The sequence below is a fragment of the Rhodococcus sp. 05-2255-1e genome (assembly GCF_002259025.1).
Lineage (GTDB): Bacteria > Actinomycetota > Actinomycetes > Mycobacteriales > Mycobacteriaceae > Rhodococcoides > Rhodococcoides fascians.
Genome location: NZ_NOZE01000013.1, coordinates 254,370 through 272,206, shown reverse-complemented (window position 1 = coordinate 272,206; position 17,837 = coordinate 254,370). Strand labels below are relative to the sequence as shown.

The window sequence follows — 17,837 nt, the reverse complement described above, 5'->3', positions numbered from 1 at the left end:
GGTCCGCGGTCGCTCGACCGGGTATCGTCGAGCGCGTTATGCCTTCTGTGCGCAGTACGCCTGCCCCCACCCCGCCGCAGCCATCGGTGTACCTCGATCACGCCGCGACCACCCCCATGTTGCCGTGTGCGATCGAGGCGATGAACTCCGTGTTCGGCACCGTCGGGAACGCATCGTCGCTGCACACCTCGGGCCGGTCCGCCCGTCGCCGGGTCGAGGAATCTCGCGAGTCGATCGCCGCGGACCTCGGTGCGCGCCCGTCCGAGGTGATCTTCACCTCCGGTGGTACCGAAAGCGACAATCTCGCCGTCAAGGGCATCTTTTCGGCCCGTCGAGACTCGAACGCCGCACTGACCAGGATCATCGCCAGCTCGGTGGAGCATCACGCCGTGCTCGACGCGGTGGAGTGGCTCGTCGCGCACGAAGGGGCGAGTGTCACCTGGCTCCCGGTCGACGACGAGGGCCGGGTCACCCCCGATGTGCTGCGCGCCGAGCTGGCTCTGCACGCAGACGAGACCGCGCTGGTGACGGTCATGTGGGCCAACAACGAGATCGGCACCGTCATGCCGATCGTCGAACTCGCAGCGGTGGCCGCGGAGTACGGCGTTCCGATGCACAGCGACGCCGTGCAGGCCGTACCGCACCTACCAGTGGGATTCGCCGACAGCGGTCTGTCCGCCCTGAGTATCGCCGCGCACAAGTTCGGGGGCCCGCAGGGCGTCGGAGCCCTGTTGCTGGGCCGTCAGGTCCCGTGCGTGCCGCTGTTCCACGGTGGTGGACACGAACGTGACGTCCGGTCCGGCACGCCCGACACGGCCGGCGTCGTCGCGATGGCGGCCGCACTGCGATCGACGGTGCAGAATCTGTCGCTGCACGGGGAACGAACTCGCGCGTTGCGTGATCGACTCATCACCGGGGTTCGCGAGGTGGTGCCCGACGCCATCCTCAACGGCCCGGAGGGCGACGGGCGGCTCGCCGGAAACGTGCACTTCACCTTCCCCGGGTGCGAGGGGGATTCGCTGTTGATGCTTCTCGACGCCGCGGGCATAGAATGTTCGACGGGATCCGCCTGCACGGCGGGTGTGGCGAGCGCGAGCCATGTTCTGATCGCGCTCGGGTGCGATCCGGGCGTGGCCCGCGGATCCCTGCGGTTCTCGTTGGGAACCGGCTCGTCCGATTCGGACATCACCACTGTGCTTGCGGCCCTGCCGCAGGTCGTCGAACGTGCTCGTGCCGCCGGACTTGCCGGCGTCGGAGCTCGAGGAGGAAATCGCTGATGCGTGTTCTTGCTGCCATGAGCGGGGGAGTCGACTCCGCAGTCGCCGCGGCTCGAGCCGTCGACGAGGGGCACGACGTCGTGGGCGTTCACCTGGCGCTGTCCACCGCTCCCGGGGCGCTGCGGACCGGCTCTCGCGGGTGCTGCTCGAAGGAAGACGCCGGGGATGCACGCCGAGCTGCCGACGTCCTCGGAATACCGTTCTACGTCTGGGACTTCGCGGATCGGTTCAAAGAAGACGTCATCGACGACTTCGTCGCCTCGTACGCCGCGGGGGAGACACCGAACCCGTGCCTGCGGTGCAACGAGAAGATCAAGTTCTCCGCGCTCGCGGACCGCGCGTTGGCACTGGGCTTCGACGCCGTCGCGACCGGGCACTACGCGCAACTGCACGACGGAGTTCTGCGGCGTGCGGTGGACGCCGACAAGGATCAGTCCTACGTGCTGGCCGTCCTGAACCGCGGGCAGCTCGCGCGTGCGATGTTCCCCATCGGCGACACCCCCAAGTCCGAGATCCGCGAGGAAGCAGCCGAGCGGGGTCTCGCCGTCGCCGACAAGCCGGACAGTCACGACATCTGCTTCATTCCCTCGGGCGACACCCGGGCCTTCCTCGGCGCACACATCGGTGTTCGTCCCGGCAAGGTCGTCGACTCCGAGACCGGAGCCGAGTTGGCGGACCACGACGGTGTGCACGGCTTCACCATCGGCCAGCGTAAGGGTCTCGGGGTGGAAGGACCGGCCGTGGACGGCCGTCCGCGCTACGTCACCTCGATCGAACCGGACACCGGCACCGTCATGGTCGGTTCGGCGCAGAAGCTGGACGTCTGGTCCATCACCGGAGACCGCGCAGTGTGGACCGAGGGCACCGCGCCCACCGGGCCCATCGAATGCGTCGTACAGGTTCGGGCGCACGGCGGGCTGACCGACGCGGTGGCCGAGGCCGTCGGCGACGGGATGGAGATCCAGCTCCGGGCACCCTTGACCGGTGTCGCCAAAGGGCAGGCAGCGGTGTTGTACCGCAAGGACATTCACGGTGACATCGTGATCGGCAGCTCGACCATCTCGGGCACCCGATCCGAGCGCGAGTGACCCCGAGCACGTTCGGAGGGCTGGCGACCGGCATAGGTTCGTGGCCCGGCACGGACGTTCGTGAGGCCGTCGCCATCGTCCTCGGCGAGCTGGGTGAACTGCCGCATGTGGTCGAACTGCCCGGGCGCGGGCTCGGTGCCGACATGATCGGCCGCACCGGAGCCATCATGGTCGACGTCGAACTCGACGTCCGGACGTCGGGCTACCGCGTCGTACCGCGTCCGATGCTGGCCGGTCGCCGTGCGACCGATTTTCTCACCGAGGATCTCGACGTGCTCGAGGAACTGTGGGAGGTCGCGGGACTACGCGGTACCGGCCGGACCATCAAGGTGCAGGCTGCAGGACCGTTCACCATGGCCGCGCAGGTCGAACTGCGGCACGGACACCGTGCGCTGACCGACCGCGGCGCTCTACGGCACTTCGCGGAATCCCTCGGCGAAGGGCTGCGTCTGCACTGCGCAGAAGTGGCACGCAGACTCTCGGCGAACGTGGTGGTCCAACTCGACGAACCCAGTCTCGCCGCCGTTCTCGCGGGCAGTCTGACCGGGATCACCGGTATCGACTCGGTGCGCGCGATCCCGGAACCGGAGGTTCTGGACCTGCTCGACTCACTGATCGACACCATCGCGTTACCGGTCGCTGTGCACTGCTGTGACGGGGGAGCTCCCGTCGATCTGCTGCGCCGAACCCGAGCCGTCGCGGTGGCCGTGGATGCACACGAGCTGCGCCGAACCGACCTCGATGCGCTGGGAGAGCTGCTCCAGGCCGGCAAGACCCTCGTCCTGGGATCGGTTCCGTCGGCAACCCCGGACCGACCACCCTTGTGGCGCGAGTGCGCCGAGCCCGGTGTGAAGTTGGTCGACAGCCTCGGCTTCGATCGTTCGATACTCGCTTCGCAGGTGTCGGTGACGCCGTCCTGCGGCTTGGCCGGAAGCACGCCCGAGTGGGCTCGTCGAGCAACGGCTCTCACCCACGAGGTTGTCGCGGCCTATCGGGACGCACCCGAAGCGTTGTGACCACGGACCGGGACATTGTGACGAAACACAGTGTGCCGAGTCGGAATGCCTGGAGCGTCCTGCGGCTCCGTCCCGGGTCGTTCGGGACGTACAACAGGTGTGACATCATTCACACGGCCGTCGGGGGTCTGCTTTGAATCGGTGGGAGTTCGTACATGGCATCAGGTGGTCGCGGCTTCGATGAAGTCGCCTCCCTCCGACGTTCCGGCCGGCATCGACGCGGAGTTCTGGCCAAACTCGCCGCCGCCACGTCGGATTGGTACCGGGCTCCGCACGACTTCGAATGGATCATCAACCACCGGTCCACTCGTCCACTGACGGGAATCATCCGGGTCGTCTTCGGCACCGCCGTCCTGATGTATGCCCTCACGTCGATTCTCATGTTGTTCAGCGATCTCGGCCCCACCGGTTCGCCGGCAATCGGGTGGGTCTTCTTCGTCCTGTTCACGCAGGTACTCGTTGCCGCACGGTGCGTGTTCGGCCCGATCCCCGGGAAGAAGTTCTTCGTCGGGTTCCTGGCGTTCGGCGACATTCTGACCACCTCGGTGCTGGTGTTGTACGCGCCGGTCGCGTCCCTGATCGGAACGGTGCTGTTCGCCGTCACCGGAGCGTTCTGTACGTATTTCCTCAGCCCTCGATTGCTCGTCGCCCACCTGGTGTGGACGGCGACGTTCATCATCGGCTTCGGTATTCGCACGTTCCTCGCTGTGATGGACGGCGAGGTGGTTGCCGTCGACGGACCGGCGGTCGCGACGGCGACGGTGGTGCTGTTGCTGGCAACGGTGGCGGTACCGGTGTTCGCGCAGGTGGCGTGGACGACGTTGTCCAACGACGCCAAGCGATCGGTACTCGATCCTCTGACCGGGGTGTACAACCGCCGCGGTATCGACAGTGAACTGCTCGACCTGTGGCAGCTCGCGAACAAACGCGGACTGTCGATGGCGTTCCTGGTGGTCGACATCGACAAGTTCAAGGCCGTCAACGACCGCTACGGCCACAGCCGGGGCGACGAGGTCATCGTCCGGGTCGCGGATCGGTTGCGCAGACTCGCCCGCCACCACGGCGGAGTGCTCGCGCGAACCGGTGGCGAAGAATTTCTGCTGGCCGTCGTCGGACATGCGCAGAGTACCGTCGACCTCGGCGTCGATGTGGTGCGCGTGCTGTGCGACCATCGGGACGATATTCCGGTCACGGCGAGCGTCGGTATGGCACTGCTGCGTGAGGACTCCGCGCTGTGGGACGTGGGCACCTCCGTCGTGGGACGAGCAGCTCGCACGGCGGACGCGGCGATGTATCGGTCCAAGCAGTCCGGCGGGAACAGTGTGGTCGTCGACGAGATCTGACACGGGGATCTGCGATGATCGAGACATGTATCGACTCTCGGACGCCCAGCGGCGCGGTCTGCCCGCCGGTGTCCTGCTCTCGGTGATGGCCTCCGTCCTCGGCGGTATCTACTCCGATGACTTTTTGACCGGATTCGCGCTGACTGCCGGAATCTGCGCGGTGGCGTTGATCGCCGCCACCCTGCTGCTGGGCCTGATGGGCAGATAGCCTTCCGGACGCAGGATCGTTTCGATGTCGGTGCCGTCGGATAATCTTCGTCACGTGCCTGAGCCGACCGAACTGCCTGCAGGAACCGACGATGCCGCCGAGGCTGCCGGAGTCGAACTCGATCCTGCCACCCCTGCCGACCGCGAGCGGTGGCAGACACTGGCCGAGGAAGTACGTGGACATCAATTCCGCTACTACGTACGTGATTCGCCCATCGTCTCGGACGGTGAATTCGATGCTCTGCTGCGCGAACTGAACGATCTCGAGCAAGCCCACCCGGACCTGCGTACGGCCGACTCACCGACCCAACTCGTGGGCGGTGGTTTCGCGACGGAGTTCACCGCCGTCGACCATCTGGAACGAATGCTTAGCTTGGACAACGTGTTCGATCACGACGAGCTCCGTGCGTGGGCCAAGCGGGTCGAGACCGAGGCCGGTCCGGATCTGCACTACCTGTGCGAAGTCAAGATCGACGGTGTGGCGTTGAACCTGGTGTACGAGAACGGAACTCTCGTGCGCGGTGCGACCCGAGGTGACGGGCGGACCGGCGAGGACGTCACGCTCAATGCTCGGACGATCGACGACATCCCCGATACCTTGACCGGCAGCGCCGAATATCCGATCCCGGAGCTGCTCGAGGTGCGCGGCGAGGTGTTCTTCCGGCTCGAGGACTTCCAAGCACTCAACGCGGCGCTCGTCGAAGAGGGCAAACCCCCGTTCGCCAATCCGCGGAACTCGGCGGCGGGCTCGCTTCGTCAGAAGAACCCGGCCGTGACCTCGAAACGGCGTCTCGGCATGATCTGTCACGGCTTCGGACGGATGGTCGGGTTCACCCCCGATTCGCAATGGCACGCCTACGAGGCTCTGCAGGCGTGGGGTCTGCCGATCTCCACCCACACGACGCGCGTGCAAGGCATCGACGCCGTCGTAGAGAAGGTCGAATACTGGGACAAGCACCGCCACGATGTCGAGCACGAGATCGACGGCCTGGTGGTCAAGATCGACGAGATGTCGTTGCACCGTCGGCTCGGAACGACGTCGCGAGCACCGCGGTGGGCCATCGCGTACAAGTACCCACCCGAGGAAGTCACCACCACCCTGCTGGACATTCGCGTCAGCGTCGGCCGAACCGGTCGAGTGACTCCGTTCGCGTACATGACGCCGGTGCTCGTCGCGGGGTCCACGGTGTCTCTCGCGACCCTGCACAACGCGTCGGAGGTCAAGCGCAAGGGTGTTCTGATCGGTGACACCGTCACGATTCGCAAAGCGGGAGAGGTCATTCCGGAGGTGCTCGGCCCGGTCGTCGACGCCAGGACCGGCGACGAGACCGAATTCGTCATGCCCACCGAATGCCCGGAATGCTCGACGCCGTTGGCACCGGCGAAGGACGGCGACGCGGACCTGCGCTGCCCCAATTCGCAGTTCTGCCCGGCGCAACGCCGTGAGCGTGTGTTCTTCGTGGCCGAACGGCAGCGTTTCGACATCGAGGGTCTCGGATACGAAGCGGCGACGGATCTTCTGGCCACCGGTGCGATCGAGGACGAGGGCGATTTGTTCTCGCTCACCGAAGAAGACCTGATGAAGACGGCGATCTTCCGCACGAAATCGGGCGCATTGTCGGCCACCGGTCGCAAACTGCTCGACAATTTGTCCTCCGCCAAGAATCAGCCTCTGTGGCGAGTGCTGGTGAGCCTGTCCATTCGCCACGTCGGCCCCTCCGCGGCACGAGCCCTCGCCGGAGAATTCGGCAGCCTCGAGCGCATCGAAGCAGCGTCCGTCGAGGAGTTGTCGGCGGTGGACGGGGTGGGCGGCACCATCGCGGCTGCTGTGTCCGAATGGTTCGAGGTCGACTGGCACCGGGCCATCGTGGAGAAGTGGCGGAATGCCGGTGTGCGGATGGAGGACGAGCGAGACGCCTCCATCGAGCGCAATCTGGAAGGCCTGTCGATCGTCGTCACCGGTTCGCTCGAGTCCTACTCGCGCGACGAGGCCAAAGAAGCGATCTTGCTGCGGGGCGGAAAGGCCGCCGGTTCGGTGTCGAAGAAGACGGCATTCGTCGTCGTCGGTGAATCGCCCGGTTCGAAGCACGACAAGGCCGTCGAGCTCGGCGTACCGGTCCTGGACGAGGCAGGGTTCACACGTCTGTTGACCGAAGGCCCGGACGCAGTGTCGGAGCCGACGACGGACACCGACGCGTAGCAGAAGGGGAGACCGGGCAAGTTCCGGTGATCAGGTAAGGACGGTTGCGACGATCCCGGCGAGATAACCGAGCCGCGCTACCTCCGACGGCCTGAACTCGGGCCCTCCCGGCCGACCGAGCATCAGCACGGTGCCGGTGGTGCCGAGGGGAGCGGCAGCGATCTTGGTGTCCATGTCCCGCCACACCTGAGGTACCCAGTCTGCGTCGGAGTCGAGTGCGGCGGGAGAGTTCAACGGGAACCAGGGCAGTTCGGCGGCGTGTGTTTCGGGTGCGCCCGGGCTACCGACCAGGCGGAACGGACCGTGCGCATTGGTGGCCACCACGGTGCTCCAGCCCACGCGCAGAACGCGGGGAGCGCCGTCGACCAGAACTTGCAGACGGTCGTCGGATGCCGCTGCGACCCGGTCGATCAGTTCCAGTTCGCGATGGGTGTCGAGAACGCCGGTGTACGGGCGGATCGAGTCGACGCGGACATCGGTGAGGTTCTCGGCTGCAGTGATCAGTGTGTCGGGAAGCGAACCGGGCGCGACGTCGACCACCAGGTCGTCGACCGCGTAGCCGTCGCCGCGTTCGATGACGTCGAGCGAGAGGATGTCCGCTCCGACCGAGCCGAGGGCCACGGCCAGCGATCCGAGGCTGCCCGGCCGGTCGGGCAGCTGCACGCGGAGCAGGTAGGACATGGCACGCTCCCTTTCGACGTCTGGCGTAGTTCAGGGAACACTGTGCACCCCCGGCGCGAGCAATCTTTGCATCTTCGACCTGGCCGGCTCGACACGCAACGCGGGACGTGACAATTCTGACACTCGTGCGGGCGAGATCGGCGGCCGATCGAGACCGCTGACCGGGAGTGAGGTCGGCGAAACGGTGCGCACTAGGCTGGACCGCGTTCGCGGACCTGTGCGGTTCGCTCTGCGCAAATACGGGGCCGGTTCCTGCAGGCCCCACTCCTACTGTGTGAAAGGGGTCTACGCGGTGCCCGATATCTCCCGCGACGAGGTCGCTCACCTCGCCCGGCTGTCGCGCTTGGCTCTCAGCGACGCCGAACTCGACGAGTTCGCCGGCCAGTTGGATTCGATCCTCCATCACGTCAAGACCGTGGCCGAGGTGGCGACGGACGACGTTGCGCCGACAGCCAACCCCAGCGACATCGTCAATGTGACGCGTCCCGATGTGATCGTTCCCGGTCTGACGCCGGAGCAGTCGCTGTCCGGTGCACCGAATGCCGAGGAGGGCCGTTTCGCGGTGCCGCAGATTCTGGGAGAGAGCGAATGACCGACCTGACCAAGCTCGACGCGTCCGAGCTCGCCGACCGTATCCACTCGCGTGACGTCAGTGCGGTGGAGGTGACCCGGGCACATCTGGATCGGATTGCCGAGGTCGACGGCGACCTTCACGCTTTTCTGCATGTGGCGAGCGCGCAGGCGCTGGCCGCGGCGAACGACGTCGACGCCGGGCTGGCCGCGGGCTCGGCACCGGCCTCACCGCTCGCCGGGGTGCCGTTGGCGCTCAAGGACGTGTTCACCACCACCGACATGCCGACCACCGCCGGCTCGAAGATTCTCGACGGGTGGGTGTCGCCGTACGACGCGACGCTGACCTCGAAGCTGCGAGCCGCGGGCATTCCGGTTCTCGGTAAGACAAACATGGACGAGTTCGCGATGGGCTCCTCGACCGAGAACTCCGCGTACGGACCGACCAAGAACCCCTGGGACACCACCCGGATCCCGGGCGGCTCGGGAGGCGGAAGCGCGGCTGCGCTCGCCTCGTTCCAGGCACCGTTGGCCATCGGCACCGACACCGGTGGATCCATCCGGCAGCCCGCGGCACTGACCGGCACCGTGGGAACCAAGCCGACGTACGGCAGCGTCTCGCGGTACGGACTCATCGCCTGCGCCTCCTCGCTGGATCAGGGGGGACCCTGTGGTCGTACGGTGCTCGACACCGCGTTGCTGCACGAGGTCATCGCGGGTTACGACCCGCGGGATTCCACGTCGGTCGACACCCCGGTTCGTCCCGTCGTCGAGGCGGCCCGAGAGGGCGCTCGCGGCGACCTGACCGGAGTGAAGGTGGGTGTGGTCAAGGAGTTGCACTCGGACAACTATCAGTCCGGTGTCATCTCGTCCTTCGACGCCGCAGTGGCCGCATTGACCTCGCTCGGCGCCGAGGTTGTCGAGGTGTCGTGCCCCAACTTCGTCCACGCATTGGCTGCGTACTACCTGATTCTCCCGTCCGAGGTGTCGTCCAACCTGGCTCGGTTCGACGGAATGCGGTACGGCCTGCGTGCGGGCGACGACGGCCACCACAGCGCCGAGTCGGTCATGGCCACCACCCGCGCTCAGGGGTTCGGGCCGGAGGTCAAGCGCCGCATCATGATCGGCACCTACGCGCTGTCGGCCGGTTACTACGACGCGTATTACGGGTCGGCCCTGAAGGTCCGCACCTTGATCGCGCAGGATTTCGACGCGGCATACGAGAAGGTGGATGTGCTCGTATCGCCGACGACCCCGACGACGGCATTCCCGTTGGGCGACAAGGTCGACGACCCGATGGCGATGTACCTCAACGATCTGTGCACCCTGCCCACCAACCTCGCCGGCCACTGCGCGATGTCGGTGCCGTCCGGACTGGCGTCCGAGGACGGTCTGCCGGTGGGTCTGCAGATCATGGCTCCCGCGTTCGCAGACGAGCGGCTCTACCGCGTCGGCGCTGCGTACGAGGCTGCCCGCGGCGATCTGCGGTAGTTCGAGGTGCTGCATCGGTGGGCCGCCCGGTTGGCGCATCTGCCCTTGCTCGGTGGAGCGGTCCCGGTCATCGGATTGGCGGCGGCCACGGTGCTGGCGATCGTGGCCGCCGGTGCGATCATGGTTCGCATCCGCCGTGGCCGTCCGCTCGGCTCGCCCGTCGGTGGGCTGAGCGCACTGGGCCTGGCAGCGGCGCTTCTGGTGGCGACCGCCGTACTGACCAACCTGACGGTGACGCGGTACCCCACGGCCGCGTCGGCACTCGGGCGTGCGCCGGTCGTGCACGTCGAAGGACACGGCCGGTTGTTCGACGTGGAGGTGCCCGGCACGGTGTCGCAGTTCCGTGCTCGTCCGGCGACGGTCTATCTCCCGGCCGCGTACGACGACGGAGCCGACGACCTTCCGGTTCTGGTGTTGCTCACGGGACAGCCCGGCCACGTGGTCGACTGGATCGAAGGTGGTCGACTACCGCAGACGATGGACGCGTTCGCGGCACGTCACGGCGGCGTCGCCCCGGTTGTCGTCGTCGCCGACGGGCTTGGGGACACCGAAGCCAACCCGATGTGCATGGATTCGGACCTCGGTAATGCTGCGACGTATCTGACAGTCGATGTCCCACAGTGGGTTCGGTCGAACCTCCACGTGTCCTCGGACCCGCGATCCTGGGCGGTCGGCGGGTACTCCTACGGCGGAACCTGCGCCCTTCAGCTCGCGACGACGGACCCGTCGGCGTACCCCACATTTCTCGACATCTCCGGTGAGGACGAACAACGTCGTGGCACCAGAGCGGAGTCTGTCGTTGCTGCGTACGGGGCGGACACACCGGCCGACGAGGATCGGTTCGATCGTTCTACGCCGCTGAACGTGCTCTCCCGCAACAGCTTTCCCGACTCTGCCGGTGCCTTCGTCGTCGGAGCCGACGACGATGAGTTCAGGCCGCAGACCGAGCGGGCCTACCGAGCAGCCGCCGCCGCGGGCATGGATGTGCACTACAGCGAGCTGCCGGGAGGACATTCGATGCAGGTCTGGGCTCCGGCGCTCGATCAGGAGATGGACTGGCTCGGCAATCGGCTCGGTCTGCTCGGCTGACGGTCCAGCACTCCCTTTTCCGGCGGCCCCGCTCTTCAGCGGCAGCGAGCCATGGCCTCACCTTGGTCGGTCCCGTATCGATGGCCGTGGCCCGACGTGACATCCAATGCGGCGAGCAGGTCGACGGACGTCTGCAGGAAGCCGACGACAGGCAACCACGGCGGCCGTGGGGCGTCAGTCGTGAACGTTGTCGTATCCGGCGGCGACCACAACAGATCGAGAGACCATCGCGCGACGGGGTCCGAGGAGTTGGCCAGGACGGCGGCACCGTCGGTGTCGACCGATCCCGCGGGCGGGCCGGCCCAGACAGCTCCGCAGAGTGACGAAATGTTCTGTTGCACGGCAAGGTACGCATCACTTCCTGCAACCGAACCCAGGCTCTGGCCGTACACGACGACTTTCGGTGTGGTCGGCTCCGCCGCCGCTCGTGTGGCGACCGCTCGAACCACGGCGTTCGCGGACCGGCGGGCGTCGTCCTCGGCGAACAGGAAGGTCGCCCAACTCGGCTTGTCGGAGTACTGCACCGCCACCGTCGCGACGTCACCGCCGAACGTTCTTTCGGCCCCGGTGATCGCATTCTCGTCCACCCAGCCGGACCCGGTGGGAATCGCGACCACGACGACGCTGCGTTCGAAGGCTCCAGCCCGTTCCATCTCGGAGACGGCCAGTGCCACGCGCTCGTCCGGTGTCGCGGCCGACTCGAGTCCCACGTACGTCCGTACGGTGTCGAGATCCTGCCCTCCCGACGCGAACGCGCGGCCCTCGCGTCCCAGCGTGCGCCACGGTGCCGAGGATCCGGGACCGCCGGATCTCGTCTCCGATGTCGGGGCGGCCACTGCGTCGTCCATCGCCGAGTTCGAGGCCGAGTACGAGGCCGACAGAGTGGACCGCACGAACGGAACGGCCAGGGCGTACGACAGTGCAGCGACCGTGACGAGCAGTGCCACGCAACGGTTCCGGCCCAGAGCGGAGAAGATTCGCCGGAGCGCGCTACCGGCTCCGCACAGTACGAGCGCAACGCACAGGGCACCCCCGGCAACATCGACGGCGTAGCTCCAGCTCACCGGCTCGACGTCCATCGCGGCTCGTAATCGATTCTGCCAGTGCATGTTCGAGGCCAACGCGACGCTCGAGATCAGTGCAGCAGCGACGACGGACCACGCTCGTGGTCGTAGCGACGCGGGCCGTCGTGGCCCGAACACCCGTCGGCCCGCCCATACGACCGTCAGAGCGAGTGCCACCATGATTCCGGTGAACAGGGCCGCAGTGACGGCGGAGCGGGGCAGAAGCGACGGAGCCGAGGAGATCGCCACAGCCGCTGCAACGGACACCGACGTGCCGAGTCTCGGCAGGCGAATATGGTTGGGCAACAGGACATCCGATGCGACCGGGGTCTCGACCCCACGGTCCGGGATGGCCGTGGTGGACATCAGCGTCGGTCCGTGCGGGTCGGGGTCATCGACACACGTCGGTACCGCGCGACAACGGACGCGATCAGCAGCGTCAGCGCCAGCACGGCTCCGAACAGTGTCAGGGGCATGGCGGGTTCGGCGACCGGTGCACCGAACGATTGTCGCCAGGAATTGAGGTCGACTGCCGTTGCCGCCACGACCGCGGCTGCGTCGCAGATCTGCCGGGACCCGTCGTCGGTGCGATGGTCACAGGCGTCGTGCATGCGACTGTCGAGTTGGGCGTCGATCGCCCTGCGCCACTGTGGGTCGACGGTCGTCCCCGTCGCGCTCGCGTACCGGAGGAGGTCGTATCCCAGGTCGTGGGCTCGGCACGCAGCCTCGAACTCGGGTGGCAGTGGGATCGGGGACGAGCAATCCCCGCCGGGATTGCTCGCCATCCCGTCCTGCACCGCGGGCCGGTAGCCCATGACGTCTGCGAAGTCGCTCGGGATGGTCGACGCAGCGTCCTCGGCGGGTTCGGTGACCAGTGCACGAACGGTCAGTGCCACGGGGGAGCGACGGTCCTCGGTGGGTGACGACGTTGCTGCTCCCGTCGTGGCGGTCACGACGACGATGGCAGCTGCCACGCACATCAGGGTGCGAGATATGTTCCGGCTCATGAGGATCGACGCTAAGTTCGGCCGGCCGAGGCAAGCATCGCTCCGAGGTTCGGCTGTGGTGAGTGCCCCCGGGACCGGTTCGACGCGGTCCTGATACCTCCGAGCCATGCCGAACCGATACCCCGGTACGAGGACGCCGGTGGCCGATGCTGCCTAGGCTCGAGACGTGCGAAAGAAAAGGTCGACGAGTCTCGAACTCGGGGTACGTGCTCGGCGCAGGGTGCCCGAGCAGATCGGCGGCGTCCGTTCGGTCGACGTGCTGATCATCGCGGTGACGGCAATTCTGTACTCGATCGCGTGGCCGACACTGACGGTCACGCATCAGGTTTCGGTTCCGTTGCTACCGTTCGTCGCAGCGTTGGCAGCGTTTCCGTTCGCTCTGGTCAGACTGAATCCCGCGATGGGGTGGGCAGTATCGGCGCTGTCCGCGTTGGTGATTCCGGCGGCATTCGACCGCGTTCCGGGTTACGACTACCCGTGGCAAGTGGTGCACGTCCTCGTCCTGTTGACGTTGTTGTTCGCGGTGGCGCTGCGTTCTCCGGTGCCGGTCCTGTTGGTGGCGTGGTTGGCCAGCATGCTGGTGTTCTTCGCGTACATGCCGGGCTCCGACGGAATCGGGTGGTCGGTGGGTCTGACTGCGGTGGTCGTGTTCGGACTGCTGATCCGGTGGCTCGTTCTCTCGCGCAGGCAGCTTGCGCAGCAGGAGGAGGTCAGCGAACTCGAACGCACTCGCCGCACGATTCTCGAGGAGAGGGCGAAGATCGCCCGCGATCTGCACGACGTCGTGGCACACCACATGTCGATGGTCGTCGTTCAGGCCCAGAGCGCGCCGTACCGACTGGACGACGTGTCACCGGCCGCGGCCCGGGAATTCGAGTTGATCGGCGCGAGTGCACGCGAGGCGCTCAACGAGATCCGGGGGATGCTCGGGGTTCTGCGTAGTGATGGAGCGCAGATGCAGGACGCGCCCGCGCCGAGTGCACTGGATCTCGAACGCACATTGCAGGCGAGTCTCAGAGCGGGCATGAATGTGCGGTGGACCATCACCGGTGCCGTCGAATCGGTCTCGGAGACAACAGGACTGGCCCTGTTCCGTATTCTGCAGGAATCGCTGTCCAATGCCGCGCGCCATGCGCCCGAAGCCGAGGTGGAGGTCAATATCGCGATCGGCCCTGCCGTCGTGGACATGACGGTGGTCAACGCACCGGCTCCGAACCCGATCTCCCGCACTCCCGGAAGCGATTGCGGCGGGCACGGAATCGCGGGAATGCGCGAGCGAGCGCAGGCCGCACACGGCCGGCTGCATGCCGCCCCTCTGCCCGGCGGTGGGTTCGAGGTTGCGGTTCGTGTGCCGACCGGAATGTCGACTTCGCCGGCAACGGCTGACGCCGGTGACGCGGTTTAGGCTGTCACGCGTGGTTACAACGGTGTTCATCGCCGACGATCAAGCGATGGTGCGGCAGGGGTTCGGTGCACTGCTCGGCGCTCAGGACGACATCTCGGTCGTCGGCGACGCCGACAACGGTCGCACCGCGGTCAGCGAGGTAGCGCGGCTGTTGCCGGACGTAGTGCTGATGGACGTGCGCATGCCCGAGATGAACGGGCTCGACGCGGCCCGCGCGATCCTGTCCGCGTCGCACGCGTCTCCGGTCCGTGTCCTGATGCTGACGACCTTCGACATCGACGATTACGTCTACGAGGCCCTGGCTCTCGGGGCCAGCGGATTCCTCCTCAAGGACGCGCCGGCCGAGGAACTGATCAGAGGCGTACGGGTCGTCGCGGCCGGCGATGCGCTGCTGGCACCGTCGGTGACCCGACGGCTCATCTCCGACGTCACGACTCGTCGCGGTGCGAGGAGGAACACTCCTTCGCGCCTGGCCGATCTGACGCCGCGCGAGCGCGAGGTTCTCGAACTGATCGCGACCGGTATGTCCAATGCGGAAATTGCAGGTGCGCTGTTCTTGGCCGAACAGACGGTCAAGACCCATGTGGGCAAGGTGCTGAGCAAGCTCGGGCTACGCGACCGCGCGCAGGCGGTCGTGCTGGCCTACGAAACCGGTGTCGTCACGCCCAAGTGAGGCCGACCGGTACCGGCGCGCGCGGGGACCCACGCCCGATTAGGCTGATGTTCGTCACTTCGGTCCGCTCCGCGGGCCTGCGAGCAGAGAGGCCAAAATCGATGCGCATCGGAGTTCTGACCGGAGGCGGCGATTGCCCAGGGCTCAATGCGGTGATCCGCGCTGTCGTTCGCACCGCCGACGCGCGATACGGCTCCACGGTCGTCGGATTCCAGGACGGATGGCGCGGGCTTCTCGAAGACCGTCGGGTCCAGCTGCGCAACGACGACCGCAACGACCGTCTGCTCACCAAGGGCGGCACCATGCTCGGGACGGCTCGAACCAACCCCGACGTGCTGCGGGCCGGTCTCGACCGAGTCAAGCAGACCCTCGAGGACAACGGCATCGACGTGTTGATTCCGATCGGCGGTGAAGGAACTCTGACGGCAGCTGCGTGGCTGTCGGAGGAGGGTGTACCGGTGGTCGGTGTCCCCAAGACGATCGACAACGACATCGATTGCACCGACGTCACATTCGGCTTCGACACGGCGCTCACCATCGCCACCGATGCGATCGACCGACTGCACAGCACCGCCGAATCGCACCAGCGAGTGATGCTGGTGGAGGTGATGGGGCGACACGCAGGCTGGATCGCGTTGCACGCGGGATTGGCCTCGGGCTCGCACATGACTCTCATCCCGGAGCAGCCCTTCGACGTCGAAGAGGTATGCACGTTGGTGCGCAAGCGTTTTCAGCGGGGCGACTCCCACTTCATCTGCGTCGTGGCCGAAGGGGCCAAGCCCGTCGAAGGGTCGATGCAATTGCTCGACGGCGGTATCGACGAATTCGGGCACGTCCGATTCACCGGAGTCGCACATCAGCTCGGCGTCGAGATCGAACGTCGCATCAACAAAGAGGTACGCACCACGGTGCTCGGTCACGTGCAGCGCGGCGGCACTCCCACTCCGTACGACCGTGTGCTCGCAACGCGATTCGGTGTCAACGCCACCGATGCCGCGCATTCCGGAGACTTCGGAAAGATGGTGTCGCTGCGCGGTGCCGAGATCGGCCTGGTGTCGTTGGCCGAGGCCACCAAGCAACTCAAGCGGGTCCCTCAGACCCGGTACGACGACGCAGCAGCGTTCTTCGGCTGACCCCGAAGCGATCGGTGCCCGAGGACACGTGGTTACTCGGGTGGCGAATGCAATGCATAAACTACGGAGCATGACTGCTGCAACCGTCGATCTGATCGATTACGACGATGTGCTCGCCACGTTCGACCCCGTGCTCGGCATGGAGGTCCACGTCGAGTTGGGTACGGCCACCAAGATGTTCTGTGGTTGCCCCACCGCGTTCGGTGCGGAGCCCAATACGCAGGTGTGCCCGGTGTGCCTGAGCCTTCCCGGCGCACTGCCGGTGGTCAACGCTGCTGCGGTGGAGTCGGCGATCCGTATCGGGCTGGCGCTCAATTGCTCGATCACTCCGTGGGGACGGTTCGCGCGGAAGAACTACTTCTACCCGGATCAGCCGAAGAACTACCAGATCTCGCAGTACGACGAGCCGATCGCCACGGAGGGTTACCTCGACGTCGTGCTCGACGACGGCAGCACGTTCCGCGTCGAGATCGAGCGTGCCCACATGGAGGAAGACACCGGCAAGTCGACGCACGTCGGTGGCGCAACCGGACGAATCGAGGGCGCATCGCATTCGTTGCTCGACTACAACCGCGCCGGTGTGCCCCTGGTGGAGATCGTGACCAAGACCATCACCGGTACCGGGGCGCGGGCACCGGAGGTGGCGCGGGCGTACGTGACCGCATTGCGTGACCTGTTGAAGTCGCTGAACGTCTCCGATGTGCGGATGGATCAGGGTTCGTTGCGCTGCGATGCCAACGTCTCGTTGATGCGGAAGTCGGCAACCGAGTTCGGTACTCGCACCGAGACGAAGAACGTCAACTCGCTCAAGAGTGTCGAGGTCGCCGTGCGCTACGAGATGCGCCGTCAGGCTGCGGTGCTCGAATCCGGCGGCGAGGTGACGCAGGAAACCCGACATTTCCAGGAGTCCGACGGCACCACCACGGCGGGCCGGAAGAAGGAGACCGCGGAGGACTACCGCTACTTCCCGGAGCCCGACCTCGCTCCCGTGGCCCCGGATGCAGCGTGGATCGAGGAGCTGCGAGCCACTCTGCCCGAGCTGCCGTGGTTGCGCCGCGGGCGAATTCAGAAGGACTGGGGCGTCTCCGACGAGGAGATGCGCGACTTGGTCAACTCGGGTGCTCTCGAACTCGTGGCGGCGACCGTCGACGCCGGCGCGTCGGCGCAGGCTGCGCGGTCGTGGTGGGTGTCGTACCTGGCGCAGCAGGCCAACATCGCCGGCGTCGAATTGGGGGATCTGGCGATCACTCCGGCTCAGGTGGCCGAGGTGGCAGCCTTGGTGGCCGACGGCAAGGTCAACAACAACGGTGCTCGTCAGATCGTGGACGGCGTCTTGGCCGGTGAGGGCGAGCCCGCAGAGGTGATGTCGGCGCGGAATCTGGTGTTGGAGAAGGACGACACCAAGCTCCAAGCCGCCGTCGACGAAGCACTTGCCGCGAACCCCGGTGTGGTGGACAAGATTCGCAGTGGCAAGGTCCAGGCCGCCGGTGCCATCGTCGGCGCGGTGATGAAGGCGACGCGGGGACAAGCCGATGCCGCCCGAGTCAAGGAACTCGTGCTGGCGGCGTGCGGTCAGTCCTGATCGACGCATGA

General features: G+C 66.5%; 16 protein-coding genes. 13 read left to right on the top strand and 3 right to left on the bottom strand.

Annotation, left to right across the window (positions count from 1 at the left end; all coding sequences use genetic code 11):
• Nucleotides 1-38: 38 nt before the first annotated feature.
• From CH262_RS11425 to ligA, 6 genes are all read left to right on the top strand, one after another.
• Nucleotides 39-1,277, top strand: coding sequence for a cysteine desulfurase family protein (locus CH262_RS11425; RefSeq protein WP_094717620.1), 1,239 nt, complete (start codon nt 39-41; stop codon nt 1,275-1,277).
• Nucleotides 1,277-2,365 carry a tRNA 2-thiouridine(34) synthase MnmA gene (mnmA, locus tag CH262_RS11420; protein ID WP_094717619.1) on the top strand — a complete coding sequence of 363 codons (1,089 nt, stop codon included), beginning with the start codon at nt 1,277-1,279 and terminating at the stop codon, nt 2,363-2,365. Before CH262_RS11425 ends, mnmA begins: the two co-directional genes overlap by 1 nt.
• Nucleotides 2,362-3,381, top strand: coding sequence for a methionine synthase (locus CH262_RS11415; RefSeq protein ID WP_094717618.1), 1,020 nt, complete (start codon nt 2,362-2,364; stop codon nt 3,379-3,381). The genes mnmA and CH262_RS11415 overlap by 4 nt, the downstream gene beginning before the upstream one ends.
• Nucleotides 3,382-3,536: 155 nt before the next feature.
• A complete protein-coding gene (locus tag CH262_RS11410) occupies nt 3,537-4,724 on the top strand; it encodes a GGDEF domain-containing protein (RefSeq protein WP_051365120.1) in 1,188 nt (395 codons plus the stop codon).
• Between the two features lie 25 nt (nt 4,725-4,749).
• Entirely contained in the window at nt 4,750-4,932 is a 183-nt protein-coding gene (locus CH262_RS11405) for a hypothetical protein (RefSeq protein ID WP_027496631.1), read from the top strand.
• 54 nt (nt 4,933-4,986) lie between these two features.
• On the top strand, nt 4,987-7,131 hold the full coding sequence (ligA, locus tag CH262_RS11400; RefSeq protein ID WP_373453780.1) for an NAD-dependent DNA ligase LigA: 2,145 nt from the start codon (nt 4,987-4,989) through the stop codon (nt 7,129-7,131).
• Nucleotides 7,132-7,161: 30 nt separating this feature from the next.
• Here ligA and CH262_RS11395 read toward each other — a convergent pair whose 3' ends face one another.
• On the bottom strand, nt 7,162-7,812 hold the full coding sequence (locus CH262_RS11395; RefSeq protein ID WP_094717616.1) for an amino acid-binding protein: 651 nt from the start codon (nt 7,810-7,812) through the stop codon (nt 7,162-7,164).
• Nucleotides 7,813-8,104: 292 nt separating this feature from the next.
• Between CH262_RS11395 and gatC the strand changes: the two genes are divergently transcribed.
• From gatC to CH262_RS11380, 3 genes are read left to right on the top strand one after another with little or no spacing between them, the layout of a single operon-like run.
• On the top strand, nt 8,105-8,404 hold the full coding sequence (gatC, locus tag CH262_RS11390) for an Asp-tRNA(Asn)/Glu-tRNA(Gln) amidotransferase subunit GatC (RefSeq protein WP_027496634.1): 300 nt from the start codon (nt 8,105-8,107) through the stop codon (nt 8,402-8,404).
• Complete coding sequence (gene gatA / locus CH262_RS11385) at nt 8,401-9,873, top strand: Asp-tRNA(Asn)/Glu-tRNA(Gln) amidotransferase subunit GatA (RefSeq protein ID WP_032366363.1); 1,473 nt, start codon at nt 8,401-8,403, stop codon at nt 9,871-9,873. The genes gatC and gatA overlap by 4 nt, the downstream gene beginning before the upstream one ends.
• Nucleotides 9,874-9,879: 6 nt before the next feature.
• Nucleotides 9,880-10,962 (top strand): alpha/beta hydrolase, encoded by a 1,083-nt coding sequence (locus CH262_RS11380; RefSeq protein ID WP_256988761.1) that lies wholly within the window; start codon nt 9,880-9,882, stop codon nt 10,960-10,962.
• A gap of 35 nt (nt 10,963-10,997) precedes the next feature.
• Here CH262_RS11380 and CH262_RS11375 read toward each other — a convergent pair whose 3' ends face one another.
• Both CH262_RS11375 and CH262_RS11370 read right to left on the bottom strand, forming a co-directional pair.
• Nucleotides 10,998-12,392 (bottom strand): alpha/beta-hydrolase family protein, encoded by a 1,395-nt coding sequence (locus CH262_RS11375; RefSeq protein WP_094717615.1) that lies wholly within the window; start codon nt 12,390-12,392, stop codon nt 10,998-11,000.
• A complete protein-coding gene (locus CH262_RS11370) occupies nt 12,392-13,033 on the bottom strand; it encodes a hypothetical protein (RefSeq protein ID WP_256988760.1) in 642 nt (213 codons plus the stop codon). Before CH262_RS11370 ends, CH262_RS11375 begins: the two co-directional genes overlap by 1 nt.
• A gap of 220 nt (nt 13,034-13,253) precedes the next feature.
• Here CH262_RS11370 and CH262_RS11365 point away from each other — a divergent pair, with 220 nt between their 5' ends.
• The 4 genes from CH262_RS11365 (at nt 13,254) to gatB (ending at nt 17,826) form a co-directional block, all read left to right on the top strand.
• Nucleotides 13,254-14,438: a sensor histidine kinase gene (locus CH262_RS11365; protein WP_094717613.1), complete on the top strand. Its 1,185-nt coding sequence runs from the start codon at nt 13,254-13,256 to the stop codon at nt 14,436-14,438.
• Nucleotides 14,439-14,448: 10 nt separating this feature from the next.
• Complete coding sequence (locus CH262_RS11360; protein WP_032366365.1) at nt 14,449-15,111, top strand: response regulator; 663 nt, start codon at nt 14,449-14,451, stop codon at nt 15,109-15,111.
• Nucleotides 15,112-15,212: 101 nt separating this feature from the next.
• Entirely contained in the window at nt 15,213-16,244 is a 1,032-nt protein-coding gene (locus tag CH262_RS11355; RefSeq protein ID WP_032366581.1) for an ATP-dependent 6-phosphofructokinase, read from the top strand.
• 70 nt (nt 16,245-16,314) lie between these two features.
• Entirely contained in the window at nt 16,315-17,826 is a 1,512-nt protein-coding gene (gene gatB / locus CH262_RS11350; protein WP_027496639.1) for an Asp-tRNA(Asn)/Glu-tRNA(Gln) amidotransferase subunit GatB, read from the top strand.
• The last annotated feature ends 11 nt before the right edge of the window (nt 17,827-17,837 follow it).

Coding starts and splice junctions, on each gene's coding strand:
- CH262_RS11425 (WP_094717620.1), top strand. CDS start 39: ATGCCTTCTGTGCGCAGTACGCCTGCCCCCACCCCGCCGCAGCCATCG.
- gatA (WP_032366363.1), top strand. CDS start 8,401: ATGACCGACCTGACCAAGCTCGACGCGTCCGAGCTCGCCGACCGTATC.
- CH262_RS11410 (WP_051365120.1), top strand. CDS start 3,537: ATGGCATCAGGTGGTCGCGGCTTCGATGAAGTCGCCTCCCTCCGACGT.
- gatB (WP_027496639.1), top strand. CDS start 16,315: ATGACTGCTGCAACCGTCGATCTGATCGATTACGACGATGTGCTCGCC.
- CH262_RS11370 (WP_256988760.1), bottom strand. CDS start 13,033: ATGAGCCGGAACATATCTCGCACCCTGATGTGCGTGGCAGCTGCCATC.
- CH262_RS11375 (WP_094717615.1), bottom strand. CDS start 12,392: ATGTCCACCACGGCCATCCCGGACCGTGGGGTCGAGACCCCGGTCGCA.
- CH262_RS11395 (WP_094717616.1), bottom strand. CDS start 7,812: ATGTCCTACCTGCTCCGCGTGCAGCTGCCCGACCGGCCGGGCAGCCTC.
- CH262_RS11355 (WP_032366581.1), top strand. CDS start 15,213: ATGCGCATCGGAGTTCTGACCGGAGGCGGCGATTGCCCAGGGCTCAAT.
- mnmA (WP_094717619.1), top strand. CDS start 1,277: ATGCGTGTTCTTGCTGCCATGAGCGGGGGAGTCGACTCCGCAGTCGCC.
- CH262_RS11405 (WP_027496631.1), top strand. CDS start 4,750: ATGTATCGACTCTCGGACGCCCAGCGGCGCGGTCTGCCCGCCGGTGTC.